10 protein-coding genes are annotated in these 16,017 nt (G+C 71.4%); 7 read left to right on the forward strand and 3 right to left on the reverse strand.

What is annotated here, in order from left to right; translation table 11 throughout:
* Positions 1–10: 10 nt before the first annotated feature.
* A complete protein-coding gene (locus tag ACQPWU_RS07855; protein WP_433438017.1) occupies positions 11–1,441 on the reverse strand; it encodes an AMP-binding protein in 1,431 nt (476 codons plus the stop codon).
* Positions 1,442–1,521: 80 nt separating this feature from the next.
* On the opposite strand from ACQPWU_RS07855, the gene ACQPWU_RS07860 reads away from it, so the two are divergent.
* Together ACQPWU_RS07860 and ACQPWU_RS07865 are read left to right on the forward strand one after the other, a co-directional pair.
* On the forward strand, positions 1,522–2,577 hold the full coding sequence (locus tag ACQPWU_RS07860; RefSeq protein WP_433438018.1) for a hypothetical protein: 1,056 nt from the start codon (positions 1,522–1,524) through the stop codon (positions 2,575–2,577).
* Between the two features lie 63 nt (positions 2,578–2,640).
* On the forward strand, positions 2,641–4,884 hold the full coding sequence (locus ACQPWU_RS07865; RefSeq protein ID WP_433438019.1) for an acyl-CoA dehydrogenase: 2,244 nt from the start codon (positions 2,641–2,643) through the stop codon (positions 4,882–4,884).
* Here ACQPWU_RS07865 and ACQPWU_RS07870 read toward each other — a convergent pair.
* Entirely contained in the window at positions 4,881–6,710 is a 1,830-nt protein-coding gene (locus ACQPWU_RS07870) for a hypothetical protein (protein ID WP_433438021.1), read from the reverse strand. The two genes, ACQPWU_RS07865 and ACQPWU_RS07870, sit on opposite strands and share 4 nt — an antisense overlap.
* Before the next feature lie 92 nt (positions 6,711–6,802).
* Between ACQPWU_RS07870 and ACQPWU_RS07875 the strand changes: the two genes are divergently transcribed.
* The 5 genes from ACQPWU_RS07875 (at position 6,803) to ACQPWU_RS07895 (ending at position 14,928) form a co-directional block, all read left to right on the forward strand.
* Complete coding sequence (locus ACQPWU_RS07875; RefSeq protein ID WP_433438023.1) at positions 6,803–8,326, forward strand: hypothetical protein; 1,524 nt, start codon at positions 6,803–6,805, stop codon at positions 8,324–8,326.
* 104 nt (positions 8,327–8,430) lie between these two features.
* Entirely contained in the window at positions 8,431–8,565 is a 135-nt protein-coding gene (locus ACQPWU_RS07880) for a hypothetical protein (protein ID WP_344996422.1), read from the forward strand.
* An 11-nt stretch (positions 8,566–8,576) separates the two neighbouring features.
* Positions 8,577–9,380 carry a glycosyltransferase gene (locus ACQPWU_RS07885; RefSeq protein ID WP_433438025.1) on the forward strand — a complete coding sequence of 268 codons (804 nt, stop codon included), beginning with the start codon at positions 8,577–8,579 and terminating at the stop codon, positions 9,378–9,380.
* 11 nt (positions 9,381–9,391) lie between these two features.
* Positions 9,392–10,471: a glycosyltransferase family 4 protein gene (locus ACQPWU_RS07890; protein ID WP_433438026.1), complete on the forward strand. Its 1,080-nt coding sequence runs from the start codon at positions 9,392–9,394 to the stop codon at positions 10,469–10,471.
* Positions 10,468–14,928, forward strand: a complete 4,461-nt coding sequence (locus ACQPWU_RS07895) for an alpha-(1->3)-arabinofuranosyltransferase domain-containing protein (protein ID WP_433438028.1) — start codon at positions 10,468–10,470, stop codon at positions 14,926–14,928. Before ACQPWU_RS07890 ends, ACQPWU_RS07895 begins: the two co-directional genes overlap by 4 nt.
* Here ACQPWU_RS07895 and ACQPWU_RS07900 read toward each other — a convergent pair.
* Positions 14,855–16,003 (reverse strand): acyltransferase family protein, encoded by a 1,149-nt coding sequence (locus ACQPWU_RS07900; protein ID WP_433438029.1) that lies wholly within the window; start codon positions 16,001–16,003, stop codon positions 14,855–14,857. The two genes, ACQPWU_RS07895 and ACQPWU_RS07900, sit on opposite strands and share 74 nt — an antisense overlap.
* Positions 16,004–16,017: the final 14 nt, after the last annotated feature.

Genomic DNA, 16,017 nt, shown 5'->3' on the forward strand with positions numbered 1-16,017 from the left:
TGTGCCCACCTCAGCCGGAAAGATACGCCTCCCGGACGTTACGCCTGCTCAGCTTGCCCGTCGGCGTGCGCGGCAAGGACTCCCGGTACTCGATGACGCGCGGATGCTTGAGCCTGGCCAGCCGGGGCGCGCAGTGCCGCAGCAGCTCGGCCGTGAGCTGGTCCCCGCCCACGACCCCGGCCGCCGGCTGCACGAGCGCGACGACCTTCTGGCCCCACTCCGGGTCCGGTACGCCGATCACCGCCACGTCCGCCACGGAGGGGTGCTCGAGCAGCGCGGCCTCGATCTCGGCCGGGTAGATGTTGACCCCGCCGGAGATGATCAGATCGGTCCGCCGGTCCAGCAGGAACAGGTAGCCGTCCTCGTCGAGGTAGCCGATGTCGCCCGGGGTGTACGCCTGCCCGCGCATCGCCGCCGCCGTTTTGCCGGGATCGCCGTGGTACTCGAACCGGTTGATCCCGCCTATGTAGACCAGCCCCGGTGACCCGGGCCGCACCTCGCGGCCGTCCTCGTCGATGATCGTGAACGTCATCCCGTCCAGCGCCCTGCCGACCGTGCCGGGCCTGGCCAGCCACTCCTTCGACGACACCATGGTCGCCACGGCCGCCTCGGTGGAGCCGTAGTACTCCCACAGCACCGGCCCGAGCCAGTCGATCATTGCCTGCTTGGTGGCCGGCGGGCACGGGGCCGCCCCGTGGTAGAGGTGGGTGAGGGACGACAGGTCGTACGACTCCCGATCCGGCACCCCCAGCAGCCGGTGGAACATCGTGGGCACCATGAACGCGTTCGTCACCCGATACCGCTCGATCAGCCGCAGCGCCTCGGCGGCCTCGAACCGCTCGGGCGCCACGATCGAGTGCCCGAACTGCAGCGCCATCATGGCCTGCCCGTACGGCGCCGAGTGGTAGAGCTGCGAGCACACCAGGTGCACCCCGCCGAACGGCAGCCCGAAGTGCCGCCAGCTCTTCCGCATCAGGATCGGGTACAGCTCCTCCGGCGTCAGATCCAGCAGCCGTCGCCGCACTCCCTTGGGCTGCCCCGTCGTACCTGAGGTGTAGAGCATCATGGACCCGGCCCGCCGGTGCGCGGGCGCGTCGGCGGGCTGCCCGGAGATGAGCTCGCCGACTGTGAGGGCCTCCGGTGAGATCACCACCCCGGCTCCGCAGTCGTCCACGATGTAGCCGATCTCCTCGGCCGTGAAGTGCCAGTTCACGGGGACGAGGTACGCGCCGATCTGGTACGTCGCGAGCATCATGGTGAGCGCGTCGAGCCCGTTCTTCAGCACGGTGACCACGCGGTCGCCGGGGGCGACTCCACGGGACGTCAGGCCGTTGGAGGCCTGGTTCGTCCGGGCGAGCAGCTCACCGTAGGTGGCGCTCGCGTCACCCAGGAGGGCGGGACGTTCGGGGTCGCCGACTGCGAGCTCATAGAAACCCCTCATATCCGCAGACCATACAGAATTAGATTCTGCGGGGCGAATAGAGGAATTATCCCGCTCTCTTGTGACGTAACCTCATGACCATGGAGGACGTCGGCGACCAGAGGCCCTCATACGATTCACCCACCACCCCGTTCCGCAAGATCGTCCTGCCGGCCGAGGAGACGATCCAGATTCCGCGCCCGCCGGCGCCGGGGCCTTCGGTCCCGATTCGTCCGCCGGCCGGCAACCCGCCGGCACAGCAGCCCCCTGCTCACCAGCCTCCGGCGCAGCGGCCGCCTGCTCAGCCTCCGGCGCAGCAAGCCCCGGCTCGGCAGGTCCCGGTGCAGTCGCCTCCGATCAGCCCGTTATCCTCCACGCTGCCGCCCATCCCCGAGCTGCCGAGGCGCGGCCTCGGTGACATCCCGATCAAGGCCGTCTACCTCGTCGGAGCCATACTCGGCACGGTCCTGGCCGTGTTCCTGATCTTCATGCTCTTCTCCGGCGACGTGCCCGCCAACAAGAAGGCGGCCGAGCAGGGCGTCTCCGTCGCCCCCGCACCGGCCTCCGCCGTCCCCACGGCGTCGCCCACCCCGACCGCCACGGAGACCCCGATCGTGCTGCCGCCGGTGCCGACGAGCAAGGCGTACCCGACCCTGTCGGGCACGGCCTCAGTGGTCACCGGCATCATCAGCGACAAGAACACCGGGATCAGCTATCCCAGGCTGGCCGCGCCGTGGAAGGCCAAGTCGTTCCCGCCGTTCTCGATCGCGCAGCGCATCGGCAAGGTGGCCATCCCGCACACGGTGATCGCCTCGGCCATGTTTCCCGGTGACGCGTCCGCGAAGAAACCCTCCAAGGACGCCGACTACCGCGAGCTCGCCACCCAGGCCGCCCGCTGGGCGATCCGCACCCAGTACCCCCAGGGTGCCACGCTCGCCTGGACCGCCTCCAAGAAGGTCCCGGTCGGCAAGGGCTGGACGCTCGGCTACAAGGTCACCTACACCTTCAACGGCAAGCAGCAGGTCGCCCAGGCCATGGTGACGGTCGTCGAGGTCGGCAAGACCAAGCCCGCGATGCTCTTGGCCTCCATCCCCGAGACGCAAAAGACGCACTGGCGCGACATCAACACCCTCGTGGAGCAGGTGCGTCCGCTCTAGGCCCAGAAGTATCCTCTAGAATATGGTTCTGGGTGTTGGCCGGACCTGGCATGGAGGATGAGCATGGCGATCGGGTTGAGCGAGGAGCACGAGGCGCTCCGCGAGTCGGTGAGCGGCTGGGCCGAGCGGAACATCCCGTCCGAGCTGCTGCGTGCCGGGGCGGACACGCGCCCCGCGTTCTGGCCGGGCCTCGCCGAGCAGGGGCTGCTCGGTCTGCACGTGCCTGAAGAGTACGGCGGCTCCGGCTACGGCCTGCTGGAGACGGCCGTGGCCGTCGAGGCGCTGGCCGAGCGCATGGCTCCGGGTCCCTACCTGCCGACCGTGCTGGCCAGCGCCGTGATCAACGCCTCGAAGCGCCCCGAGCACCTGGAGTCGTTCGCCGACGGGACCCTCACCGGCGCCGTCGCGCTGACCGGCACGCTGAGCGGCACCCGCACCGAGGACGGCTCCCTGGTCGTCTCCGGCACGGCCGACCCCGTGCTCGGCGGCTCGCTGGCCGACGCGCTCGTGCTGCCGGTCTCCACGGCCGACGGGGAGGAATGGGTCCTCGTCGACGCGTCCGCCGCCACCGTCACCCCGGTCAAGTCCCTCGACCTCACCAGGCCGGTGGCCAAGGTGGAGCTGTCGGAGGTGGTCGTGCCCGCCGAGGGCATCCTGGGCGGCGTCCAGAGCTCCGACGTGCGTGATATCGCCGCGATCCTGCTCGGCGCCGAGGCGGCGGGCCTGGCCTCCTGGTGCGTCACGGCCGCCGCCGAATACGCCAAGGTACGCGTCCAGTTCGGCCGCCCGATCGGCCAGTTCCAGGGCATCAAGCACAAGCTCTCCCGCATGCTCGTCGCCTTGGAGCAGGCTCGCGCCACAGTTTGGGACGCCACGAGAGCAGCGGAGCGGCGAGCCGGGCCGGAGAGAGCGAGGGCGTCCAGCCCGATGCCAACGGAGGCACGAGGGAGCGCGACCATCAGCGCAGCCAAGGAGCTGGAGTACGCCGCCGCCATCGCCGGTGTGATGGCCCCCGACGCCGCCGTCCAGTGCGCCAAGGACGCCATCCAGACGTTCGGCGGCATCGGCTACACCTTCGAGCACGACGTCCACCTCTACTACCGCCGCGCGCTCACGCTGCGCGCCCTCCTCGGCTCGTCCGCCGAGTGGGCCGCCAGGGTGACCGAGCTGGCCCTGCAGGGCGTCTCCCGAGAGATGCAGATCGACCTGCCAGAGGACGCCGAGGAACTGCGCGAGTCGATCCGCGCCGAGATCGCGGAGATCGCCCGGCTGGAGGGCAAGGAGCAGAAGCGCGCCCTGGCCGAGCGCGGCTTCGTCATGCCCCACCTGCGCAGGCCGTGGGGCCGCGACGCCAAGCCGCTGGAGCAGGTGCTGATCGCCCAGGAGCTCAAGGCCGCCAAGGTCAAGCTGCCCGCGATGATCATCGGTGCGTGGGTGGTGCCGTCCATCGCCGCCTACGGCACTCCGGAGCAGCAGGAGCGCTTCCTGCCGAAGACGCTCAGCGGCGAGATGATCTGGTGCCAGCTGTTCTCCGAGCCCGGCGCCGGGTCCGACCTGGCCTCGCTGCAGATGAAGGCGGAGAAGGTCGAGGGCGGCTGGCAGCTCACCGGCCAGAAGATCTGGACCTCCGTCGCCCACGTGGCGGAGTGGGGCATCTGCATCGCCCGCAACTCCAGCGACGGCTCCAAGCACGAAGGCATCACGTACTTCCTGGTGGACATGAAGGCCCCGGGCGTCACCGTCAGGCCGCTGACCGAGATGACCGGCGAGAACCTGTTCAACGAGGTCTTCCTCGACGGCGTCTTCGTCCCCGACGAGCTGGTCGTGGGCGAGGTCGGCGACGGCTGGAAGGTCGCCCGCAACACGCTGTCGAACGAGCGCGTCTCGCTGTCGTCCGGCTCCGGCGGCACCGGCGCCTCCGTGTCCGACCTGCTGGGCCTGATCGGCCGGCTCGATCGCGAGCTGACGCCTGCCGAGGCGCAGACGGTGGCCGAAGTGGTGTGCGAGGGCCACTCGATCAACGCCCTCTCGCTGCGGGTCACGCTCAAGCAGCTCGCCGGCGCCGAGCCGGGCGCGGACGCCTCCGTACGCAAGCTGCTGTCCACCTCCCACGCCCAGCACGTCTCGGAGACCGCAGTGGACCTGCTCGGGCCGGCGGCGGTCGTGGCCGCCGACATCAAGCTCGGCGATGCGGGCTACTGGAACCGGGCGGTGCTCGCCACCAGGGCGATGACCATTTACGGCGGCACCACGGAGGTGCAGCTCAACATCATCGGCGAGCGCATGCTGGGCCTGCCGAGGGACTAGCGGACGGGCAGCGGCGGGACGGGCGCGGCGTCCTCGGCCGGGACCGGGACGCCGATCCTGATCTCGCCGACGCACGTGGAGCCGTCGAGCGTGCTGATGGCCAGCTCGTCCCCATGGCCCGTGACCGTGGCGTAGGTCGTGCCCAGGTCCCGGCCTGCCCGCACCACCGTGCGCCCAAGCCCGAGCCGTACCGACAGGGTGGTCTCGGGGCCGTTCAGGTACGAGATCTGCGCCGTCCACTCGCCGCCCGCGAGCGGCCTGGGGAGGGGGAAGCGGACCTCCTTCCCGCCGACGGGCATGCACGTGGCGCCCTGCGGGATCTTGACGCCGTCGAGCGTCACCGGGCGCAGCCGCCCAGCGGCGTCGAACGTCAGCGGGTTCCGCACCAGTCCTTCGAGCCGTTTCGTCCAGGTCACGGGCATCGGAGAAGGCAGGCTCAGCACACGGGAGTGCAGGGCGTAGTCGTGGAAGAACACCGGCGCGGCGACCGCCGGCGGCACGTACGTGTCGAGTACCACCGAGCCTGCGGGCACGCGCGCGAGCGCCTGCCTTGCGGTCTCCACGTAACTTCGGACGGTGCTGCCGAGCGGCCGGTCGGCGTACGCGGCCACGGACCACACCGACCCCGCCGTCACCGCGGCGGCCAGCGGCACCCAGGCCCACCGGAGCCGGAGCCGCGGGCGCAGCCACGGCCGCTCCTCGCCCTGCAGCGGGATGAACGCCAGCCCGACCACGATGGCCAGCACCATGGCCGTGGCCGCCAGGTAACGCAGCTCATAGCCGAGCACCCCGGGCCCGAGCTGCTCGATCCGCCCCAGCAGCACCGGCACCACGTCGGCCAGCAGGAAGTAGCCGAGCAGCATCAGCCATGCCGGCCAGGCCCGCCGCCGGTAGAGCACCGACACCGCGATCACGACGGCGGCCACGCCGAGCGTGGCCCAGGCCAGCGGCTCCGGGGTGGCGGCCATCGCGTAGTCGTCGCCGATCGGCTTCCACTGCCAAGGACCGCCGAGCGCCGTGGGCACCAGCCCGCGCGTGGCCAGGACCCAGGCGAGCTCGCCCGCGACTTCGGCCCCCGGCAGGTGCGGCGTCTGCGTGGCGTCGGTGAGCTGGACCGAGCTGTAGAGCCTGGTGAAGAAGAGCCACGAGTACGCGGCCAGGATCGCCGCGTACGGCGCCCACGCCCGCCAGTGCACCCGCCAGCGCCCGGGCGTGAGCCAGCAGACGGTGACCACGAAGAGCAGGACCGGGATGAACGCCGCCTTAACGAAGAACAGCAGCCCGAACACCGTCCACGCGCACGCCGCCACCACGTGGCGCAGCCGGCCGTCGCGCACGTAAAGCACGTGTGCGTGCAGCGCCATCGGCAGCGCGAGTTGCATCGGCAACGTCTCCAGCACCGCCGCCCACCACGACAGCGACGGGATCGTCATGGGCGTCACCAGATAGAGCCCGAGCGGCACCAGGATGGCGGGGCGCGCCCCGAACAGCAGCCGCAGCAGCCGCAGCAGCGCCAGGCTCGCCCCGGCCTGCAATGCGATCGTCATCGTGTGCGCGAGCACCTCGTTGTAGCCGCCCAGGCGGGCCATCGCCCACGAGATGCCGAAGCCGCCGGGCAGCAGGTGGCCCACGTCCACCCAGGTCAGATAGTCCCAGGTGAAGCCGTTCTCCAGGCCCCTGATGAGGTAGTGGAAGTCGTCCTGGCGGAAGTACGTCCGCCTGACCAGCTCGAACTTCCAGACGAGCTGCACCGCGACCATCACCAGGCCCGCGGCGAGCACGGCGTCGCCGCCGCGTGACCACTGGCGCGCCCCCGCTGTAGACACGCTCGACATCACCCCCGCGACGACTCAACCATGCGGAGGTCGGGCGGGGAATGGCCGTAGCGGGGTTGTGATGTCATAGCGGGATGCCGCACATGCCCAGAGCCGGGGCCGCCTCCGCCCTCCTCGGGCTGGCGCTCGGCTGCCTGGCGCTCGGACCCGCGCTGGGCTGGGGGTTCACGCTGCTCCAGGACATGGTGTTCGTGCCGGACCCGGCGTTCACCGCGTGGACGTTCGGGCTGGCGGGCGGGGCCGCGCGGGTCGTGCCGAGCGACGCCGTGGTGACCGCGCTGTCGCTGGTGCTGCCTGCCGAGCTGGTGCAGAAGGCGATCCTGCTGGGGATCTTCGTGATGGGGTGCTCGGGGGCCGCGCTGCTGCTGCCGTCGGGGTCCCTGGGGCCGCGGCTGGTGGCGGGCGCGATCTACGTGTGGAACCCGTACGTGGCCGAGCGGCTGCTGATGGGGCAGTGGGCGCTGCTGCTCGGGTACGCCGGGCTGCCCTGGGTGGTGCGGGCCGCGTGGTCGGGCCGGAGGGTCGCACTTGCCATGGTGCCCGCGGCGGTCGGCGGGTTCGCGGCGATGACGGTCACCGCGATCACGGCGCTTCCAGTGGCTCGCCGGATCCTGCCTGTGGCAGGGCTGCTGGCGGCGTTCAGCCTGCCGTGGCTGGTGCCCACCGCGCTGCGGCCCGAGGGGATCCATGGCGACCCGGCCGGTGTGTACGCGTTCGCGGCCAGGGCCGACACGCCGTTCGGCGCGGTGGGGAGCCTGCTGTCGCTGGGCGGGATCTGGAACGCGTACGCGGTCCCCCCTGGTTACGGCGCCTTCGCGGGGGCGGCGGCCAGGCTGCTGCTCACGCTGGCCGGGGTCGTCTTTTTCCTGCGGGGAGACGTGCCGTACAAGAAGGGCCTGGCCGTGGCGGCGTTCGCGGGCCTGGCCATCGCGTGCGCCGGGGTGAGCGAGCCCGGCAGGGAGGCGTTCGCCTGGCTGGTCGGGGTGTGGGGCGGGTTCGCGGTGTTCAGGGACGCCCAGCAGTTCGTGGCGCCGCTGGCGTTGGTGGCGGCTCTGGGGCTCGGGCTGCTCGTCGATTCGGTCGCGCGCGAGCGGGTGTGGGTCGCCGCGATGGCTCTGGTGCCGGTGGCCGTGCTGCCCACCATGGCGTGGGGGTCGCTCGGGAAGCTGGGGGCCGTCTCCTACCCGGAGAGCTGGACCGCCGCGCGTGAGGTCATCCGGCGCGATCGGGAGCCCGGGGACGTGCTGGTGCTGCCGTTCGAGTCCTACCGGCAGTTCCCGTGGAACGGGGGGCGGGCCGTGCTGGATCCCGCGCAGCGCTTCTTCGCCGTGCCGGGGCGGCGAGTGGTCTCCAACGACGCCGTACGGGTCGGTGACATGGTCGTCAAGAGCGAGGACCCGCGGGCGCAGGCGGTAGAACACGTACTAGAAGGACCCTCGCCCGATCTACCCGCAGCGGGATTTCGCTACGTGATAGTCAACGCGGGGACAGTTGAAGAGCGGCAACGGTTCGGCGTATGGCTACGGAGCGCAAGGCCAGTGGTCGATACGGGTGACCTGCGACTCTACCGATTCGACAGCCCCGTGCTGCCTCGATATGTGCCCTGATCAGGGGATTTATAAAGATTTTGTAGAGCTACTTCCGAGTAGCAAGAATTGGTTCTAGGTTGGGGACGGCCCGCACCATTTGTCCGCTCGAGGAGGAACCCCCCATGATAAAGATCCTCTTAGCAGCGATCATCGGCGTCGCCGTAGCGGCTCTCGTGGCGACGGTCACCACGGTCTCTCTCACCGGCGCCACCGCCACGCCGGTCAACCAGCCTCTCTACTTCTACGGCGACCGGTAACCCGAGCCGACATGCCGCCCTCTCCACATGGGGACGAGGGGACGAGCCGACCACCACTGCTTGAGATTGTCATTCCCGCCTACAACGAGGAACGACGACTTCCCGGGGGCCTCCTGCAGCTGTGCGCGAAGCTTGCCCGCATGCCGTTCCCGACCGCCGTCATCGTCGTCGACAACAACAGCACGGACCGCACGGGCGAGATCGTCAGGGACTGGCCGCGTGGACCTGTGGCGGTCCGGCTGATGCGGTGCCCGGCTCCCGGGAAGGGCGCCGCCGTACGTGCCGGACTGCTCCGCACCAGTGCCCCGTTCGTCGGGTTCGTCGATGCCGACATGGCGACCGACCTCGACGCCATCGACGTCGCCTTCGGGCAGTTGCTGTCCGGCGAGCGGGTGGTGATCGGGTCGAGGGCGCACCAGGGCTCCCACGTCGAGAACCGCCACAGCAAGGTCCGCGAGCTGGGTGCCTTCGGGTTCCGCGCGCTGGCCGGCGCGCTGGTCCGCGGGGTGAGCGACACCCAGTGCGGGTTCAAGTTCTTCGACGGGGTGCTGGCCCGCGAGGTCGCCGCCCGGCTCCGTACCTCCGGCTTCGCCTTCGACGTCGAGCTGCTCGCGCGCTGCGTCGGGCAGGGCTCGGCGGTGAAGGAGATCCCCGTGCGCTGGCACGACATGCCGGGCTCGCGCTTCTCCCCGGCCCGGCACACGTTCGGCATCGTGCTGGAGCTCGGGAGGATCTGGCTCCGGCTGCGCGCCCAGCCGCGTGCCGCCGCCCGCCCGGCCTGGGAGCCGCCGCTCGACCCCGTCGGATATCCGTGAAGCTCGCTGTCGTGAACTGGCGTGACCCCTGGCATCCCCAGGCGGGAGGCGCTGAGACGTTCGCCTGGGAGCTGGCCCGCCGCTTCGCGCGCGCCGGCCACGAGGTGTGCTTCGTCACCGCGCGAGCGCCGGGCCAGGGCCGGGGGGAGTCCGTTGACGGGGTACGCATCGTGCGGATGGGCGGTCCGTTCACCGTCTATCCGCTGGTGCTCTGCTGGCTGCTGCCCAGGCGCGGCCGCTTCGACGTGGTGCTCGACTGCCAGAACGGGATCCCGTTCTTCACCCCGTGGGTCGTGCGGCGGCGCACCAAGGTGTTCTGCGTCGTGCACCACGTGCACGATCGGCAGTTCGGGATGCACATGCCGGGGTGGCTGGCGGCGTTCGGACGTTTCCTGGAGGGGCCGGTGGCCCGGTGGAGCTACCGGCGGCACGCGAGCGTGGCGGTGTCGCCCTCCACGGTGCGGGCCATGCGGGAGCGGCTCGGGTGGGACGGGCCGGTGCACATCGTGCCGAACGGGGTGAGCATCGCCCAGCCCGGCGATGTGGTGAAGAGCGCGACGCCGCGGCTCGTCTGCGTGGGGCGGCTCGTCGCGCACAAACGCGTACACCTGCTGCTCGACGCCGTGCCCGAGCTCAGGGAGCGCTGGCCCGGCCTGACCGTCGACATCATCGGCCGCGGGCCCGAGGAGGCGCGGCTGCGCGCCCGGCTGCCTGAAGGCGTCACGCTGCACGGCTACCTGCCGGAGGAGGACAAGGCGCGGCTGGTCGCGCGGGCGTGGGTGCACGTGAGCGCCTCGCAGGGTGAGGGGTGGGGGCTGAGCGTGCTCGAGGCGGCCGCGCTGGGGGTGCCGACCGTGGCGTTCGACGTGGACGGGCTGCGCGACGCCGTACGGCATGGTGAGACGGGGTGGCTGCTGCCTGAAGGCACGGAGCTGGCCAAGGGCATAGCCGCGTCACTTGCCGAACTGGACGAAACTTATGCCGTGAAATGTCGGGCATGGGCGGACCGCTTCTCCTGGGATCGCAGCGCTGAGCGTCTCACCGCGCTGATGCTGGGCCACGACGTCGAGCCCGGCTGGGAGGCGTGGTGACGCGCAAACCGCCGCTCGACCGGGTCGTGGCCGGGCGCTCGCCCAACCAGCCGGCGACCGACCGGCTGGTGGCCGGCCGCCCGGGAACCGGCCGCCCCAAGGCCGCGCCCTACGCGCCCACGCCGTCTTCCCCTGACGAGAGCCCGGCCCGGCTCGTCACCGAACGGCTGGTGGCCGGCCGCCCGGACGACGAGCCACCGCTGACCGACGGGACCGCAATCAGACTGTCCCCCGCCGGCGGGAGCGCGAGTGCACGGACTACCCGTGACGCGCGAGCCGGCGCGCAGCCACCGAGCCTCAAGGGCTCGGCCCGGCCTATCACCGACCGGTTGGTGGCCGGCCGCCTGAAGTCCGAGACGTCGGCGCCCGGGAAGCCGGGCCCGATCGGCCGGGCGAGGGGCGGGCGTTCGGGGGCCCGGGAGCCGGTCAGCGAGCGGGTGCGGCGGCGGTGGTGGCTGGTCGTGTGCTGCCTGGGCTTCGGCGTGCTGGCGTTCACCACCAAGCCGGGCAACCTGATCTCCGACACCAAGATGGACCTGGCGCTGAACCCGATCGGCTGGCTGGAGCGCGCCTCCCACCTCTGGGACCTCCAGCACTTCGGCCAGCTCCAGAACCAGGTCGCGGGCTACATCTTCCCGATGGGCCCGTTCTTCGCCCTGGGCGACCTGGCCGGCCTGGCGCCGTGGGTGACGCAGCGGCTCTGGCTGACGCTGCTGATGTGCGTGGCGTTCCTGGGCGTGGAGCGGCTGGGCCGGCAGCTAGGCATCGGCACCGAGGGCACCCGCGTCGTGGGCGCGCTGGCGTACGCGCTGGCCCCGCGCACGCTGTCCATTCTGGGCGAGATCTCGATCGAGTGGCTGCCCGCCGCGATGCTGCCGTGGATCCTGATCCCGCTCCTCACCGCCTCGGAGACGGGCCAGCGCGCCCGCGGGGCCATCAGGTCGGCACTGGCCGTGGCGCTGTGCGGCGGCGTGAACGCGGTCGCCGTGCTGGCCGTGCTCGTCGCCCCCGTCCTCTACATCCTCACCAGGCCGCGCCCGGTGCCGCGCTGGCGGCTGCTCGCCTGGTGGACGGCCGCCGTCTCGGTCGCCACCCTGTTCTGGACGCTGCCGCTGCTGCTCGTCGGCCGGTACGCGTTCTCGTTCCTGCCGTACACCGAGACCGCCGAGACCACCACGCAGGTCACCTCGCTCACGAACGTCCTGCGGGGCGCCTCCGACTGGGTGCGCTACCTGCCGCTCAGCGGCGTCTTCGACCAGCCGCCCGGCTTCTCGATCGCCACCTCCGCGACCATGGTCGTCGTCACCGGCGTGCTGGCGGCGCTCGGCCTGGCCGGGCTGTCCCGCCGCGACCTGCCCGCCAGAGGATTCGTGGTGGCGCTGTTCCTGCTCGGCGTGACGGCGCTGGTCGCCGGGCACATGAGCGCCCTGGAGCCGGTCGTGGCCGAGCCGGTGCGCTGGCTGCTCGACGGCCCGCTCGCGCCGCTGCGCAACCTGCGGAAGTTCGACCCGCTGGTACGCCTCGCGCTCGCCTTCGGGCTCGCCCATCTGCTCGTGAGGGCCAGGCTGCCGCTGCGTAGCGTGTCCGTGGTGGCGTTCGCGGCTCTCGTCCTGCCCGTGTTCAACCAGGGCCTGGCCGCGCCCGGCGACTTCAAGCAGGTGCCGGCGCACTGGCGGGAGGCGGCGGCCTGGCTCAACGAGAACGCCGGCGACGACGGCGTGCTGATCGTGCCGGGCGCCAAGTTCGGCGAGTACGTCTGGGGCCGCCCGATGGACGAGCCCATGCAGGCGCTGTCCACCGCCCGCTGGACCACCAGGCAGATCACGCCTCCGGGCTCGGTGGGCCTGACCAGGCTGCTCGACGCCATCGACCAGCGGCTCACCGCGGGCCACGGCTCTGCCGGGCTGACCGCCGTGCTGCGCAGGATGGGCGTGCGTTACCTGCTCGTCAGGAACGACCTGAACAGGGCGAACCTTCAGGGCGCCTGGCCCGCGCGGATCTTCGAAGCGCTGCGGGAGTCGCCCGGCATCAAGCGGGTGCGCTCGTTCGGCGAGCTCGTCGGCGACAAGGAGACCGACGACGCCGTGGAGTCGCTGGACGCGCCGTTCCCCGCGCTGGACCTGTACGAGGTGACGGGCAGCTCGGACCTGGTCTCCGTGCAGCCGGTCGCGGACGCGCTGGCCGTGCGCGGCGGCCCGGACTCCCTGCTCGCGATGGGCGATCTCGGCCTGCTCGGTGACGGCCCGGTGCTGGTGAACGGCGACGCGGGCAAGCGCGAGGCGCCGACCGTGGTCAGCGACGCGCTGCGGCTGCGCGAGCGCTCGTTCGGCGAGATCAGGTCGAACTGGTCGCCCACGCTGACGGCCGACAAGAAGGCGGACTTCTCCGGCGTCCGGGCGCTGGACCTGCTGGAGAAGGGCTGGCTGGACGACACCGCCACCGCCGAGTACGACGGGATCGCGGGCATCACGGCCTCCTCCTCGGTCGCCGACCCGTACGCGATCGCCGGCATCAGCACGACCGGCCGGGGCCCGTGGGCGGCCATGGACGGCAATGCCGAGACCGGCTGGGAGAGCGACGGCTCGAAGTCCCCGCGGGGCGAATGGCTCCGTGTGGACCTGCACGCGCGGATGCGGATCCCGTACCTGCAGGTGATGCTCGCCCCCGACCTGCTGCTCGGGCAGGAGATCAAACAGGTGGCCGTGGAGACGGAGTCGGGGAGTCTGGCGCAGGACGTGCGGTCCGTCACGGACCCGCAGCGGTTGCGCGTCCCCGAGGGGCCCACGAGCTGGGTGCGGATCAAGGTGCTGCAGACGGTGTCCGGCGAGTGGAGCTACGGGCAGCGGGTCGGCATCGTCGAGCTGTCCATCCCCGGCGTCACGCCCGGGCGCACGATCAGGCTGCCGGGGAAGGGCGGCGACGTGTTCGTCATGGACCGGGGGCTCGACGAGCGGCCCGCCTGCATGCGCAACCAGTACCGGTGGATCTGCAACGCCACGGCGCTGGCCAAGCCGGGCGAGGAGAGCGGGTTCGACCGGACCTTCACCGCCGGGTCCGCCGCGACCGTGAACGTGCGGGGATCGGCCGTGCTGAAGGATCCGGCCCTCGCCGACCGGTTCACGCGCATCAGAGCGGACCTGACCAGTGTGACCGGCTCGTCCCAGCTCACCCTGGACGCGCTGGTCTCGCCCAGGTCGGCGTTCGACGGGGACGCGAGCACCACCTGGATCCCCGGCAGCGACGACACCCAGCCCACGCTCGACATCGCCTGGAAGGGCAAGCGGACGATCTCCCGGATCCGGATCGGCCGCCCCGGGGGTGACAAGCAGCCGCTCGACGTGGTCGTGACCGGCGACCGCGGCGCCGTGCGCGCAGGCCGGGTGGACCCGAGCGGCCTCCTCACGTTCAGGCCGCTGTCCACCTCGCGGCTCAAGCTCCGCTTCACGCCGTTCTCCAAGCGGCTGCAGGTGACCGAGATCGTGGTGCCGGGCGTCGATCCGGTGGGCAGGCCCGCCGGCATCCCGCTCAGGCTCGCCTGCGGCTCCGGCCCCAGGATCGAGGTGAACGGGCAGATCATCCAGACCAAGGTCGCCGGCACCCACGCCGACCTGCTGGAGCAGCGGCCCGTGCAGATCTTCGGCTGCTCCAGGGCCAGGATCGTGGCCGGGGACAACCGGGTACGGGTCGCCGGCTGGGAGTCGTTCGCCATCGACGACCTCGTGGCCGGCACGCTGCCCGACAGGCCGCGCGGCGTGGAGGGGGCGGCCGTGCAGAGCACCTGGACGCCGTCCGTGCGCGAGGTCGAGGTGACCGCGCCGAAGGACTCCTTCCTCGTCGTCAACGAGAACTACAACGCCGGCTGGCGGGCACAGATCGCCGGCAAGACGCTCAAACCCGTGCGGATCGACGGCTGGAAGCAGGGCTGGGAGCTGCCGGCCGGGACCACGGGAACCGCGCGCCTTGAGTACGTGCCGGACCGCGCCTACTGGCTCGCGCTCGCCCTCGGCCTGGCCGGGATCGCCCTGCTGACCCTGATCGCCCTGTTCATGCGCGGCCCGCGCCCCGAGCACGTGCGCGAGACCGCGGCTGCCTCGGCCACCCGGCTGCGGCACCTGCGGGCGCCGTACGCCGTCGTGCTCGGCCTGGCGTTCGGCGGCTGGGTGGCGAACTGGCAGGGCATGCTCGCGGTCCTCGGCGCCCTGCTCGTGACGCTCGTGCTCCGGGCCAGGGGCCTGCCCGCGCACTGGCCGGCCGCCGCCGTCTTCGGCGTGGCCACGCTGTCCCTGGCGGCGGCCATGGTGCTGCCCGGCATGGAGCTCCTGCTGGACGAGGTGCCGCAACTGGCCGCCTGCGCGGCCATGGGCGTGCTGTTCGGCCAGCTCGTCAAGGAGCCGGCACAGCCGGAGCCGGAGCCGGAGCGGCCGGCCGCCGAGCAGATCCTGACCGGAGTCGGCTGAGCTTGAGTGCCGGGACCTCGATGAGATGGTAGCTACCGACGCTCAGCAGCAGCGTCACCACGAACGACACCACCGCCACGCTGGGGAAGTCGCCGCCGAACGGCGGCGCGCCGGTCAGCTTGAGCTGCAACGTGATCAGCGGCGCGTGCCACAGGAAGAAGCTGTAGGAGATGCGGCCCATGTAGGCGGTCACGGGGTTGCCGACCAGGCGGTGCCTGAGCGAGTCGCCCCTGGGGGCCAGCGCGAACGGCGCCACCAGGAGTATCGCCACCGCCGCCTCCAGGCTCACCCGCAGCAGCGACTCCCACAGGGTCGGCAGCGTCAGCGTGCGTGGCCCGGCCAGCCCCGTGCTCAGCATGGCGTACAGGAGCGCGGCCAGCATCAGGAGCTGCGGCGCCAGCAAGTCGATCACCCTGCTGTGCCCGATCCACACCGACAGCACCGCCATCGCCATGCCGCAGGCGAAGAACACCAGGTGGTACGGCAGCAGCAGGGCGAGCTGCGGCTGCCCGAACTCCCGCGTCACGACCACGGTGGCCACCGAGATCACCGGCAGCACCGCGATGCCCGCCAGGAGCCTGACCGGCGGGTTGCCGCCGCGGCGCGCCCATTTGTGCAGCAGCCAGGCCAGGACTGGAAGCACCACGTAGAAGGACATCTCGATGGGCAGCGTCCACATCTGGTAGAGCCCGTCGGCCACGTTCTCGCCCGGGAAGTAGTTCTGCAGCAGCAGCATCCACTTGACCCAGCCCAGCCAGTCCAGCGAGCTCCACGCCCACAAGGCCAGCCCCGCCACGAGCCAGTAGACCGGCATGACCCGCAGCACCCTGCGCCACAGGTAACGCAGCGGCTTCGGACGTGGCGTATTCTCGATCACCGCGCGCGCCCACGGGCGGTAGAGCAGCAGGCCCGACAGGAGGAAGAAGATGGGTACGGCGATGCCGAGCCGGGCCATCATCCAGGCGTACATGCCCTCGCGGTACATGACGCCGGTGTTGCTGCCGACGTGCAGCAGCCAGACGCCCAGAGCGGCGAACGCGCGGATGCCGTCGAGGGACGCGTCCCTGCTCTTCACCCCTGCTCACACCC

Source organism: Nonomuraea sp. CA-141351, assembly GCF_050944675.1.
GTDB lineage: Bacteria > Actinomycetota > Actinomycetes > Streptosporangiales > Streptosporangiaceae > Nonomuraea.

Coding starts and splice junctions, on each gene's coding strand:
- ACQPWU_RS07855 (WP_433438017.1), bottom strand. CDS start 1,441: ATGAGGGGTTTCTATGAGCTCGCAGTCGGCGACCCCGAACGTCCCGCC.
- ACQPWU_RS07860 (WP_433438018.1), top strand. CDS start 1,522: ATGGAGGACGTCGGCGACCAGAGGCCCTCATACGATTCACCCACCACC.
- ACQPWU_RS07865 (WP_433438019.1), top strand. CDS start 2,641: ATGGCGATCGGGTTGAGCGAGGAGCACGAGGCGCTCCGCGAGTCGGTG.
- ACQPWU_RS07875 (WP_433438023.1), top strand. CDS start 6,803: ATGCCCAGAGCCGGGGCCGCCTCCGCCCTCCTCGGGCTGGCGCTCGGC.
- ACQPWU_RS07880 (WP_344996422.1), top strand. CDS start 8,431: ATGATAAAGATCCTCTTAGCAGCGATCATCGGCGTCGCCGTAGCGGCT.
- ACQPWU_RS07885 (WP_433438025.1), top strand. CDS start 8,577: ATGCCGCCCTCTCCACATGGGGACGAGGGGACGAGCCGACCACCACTG.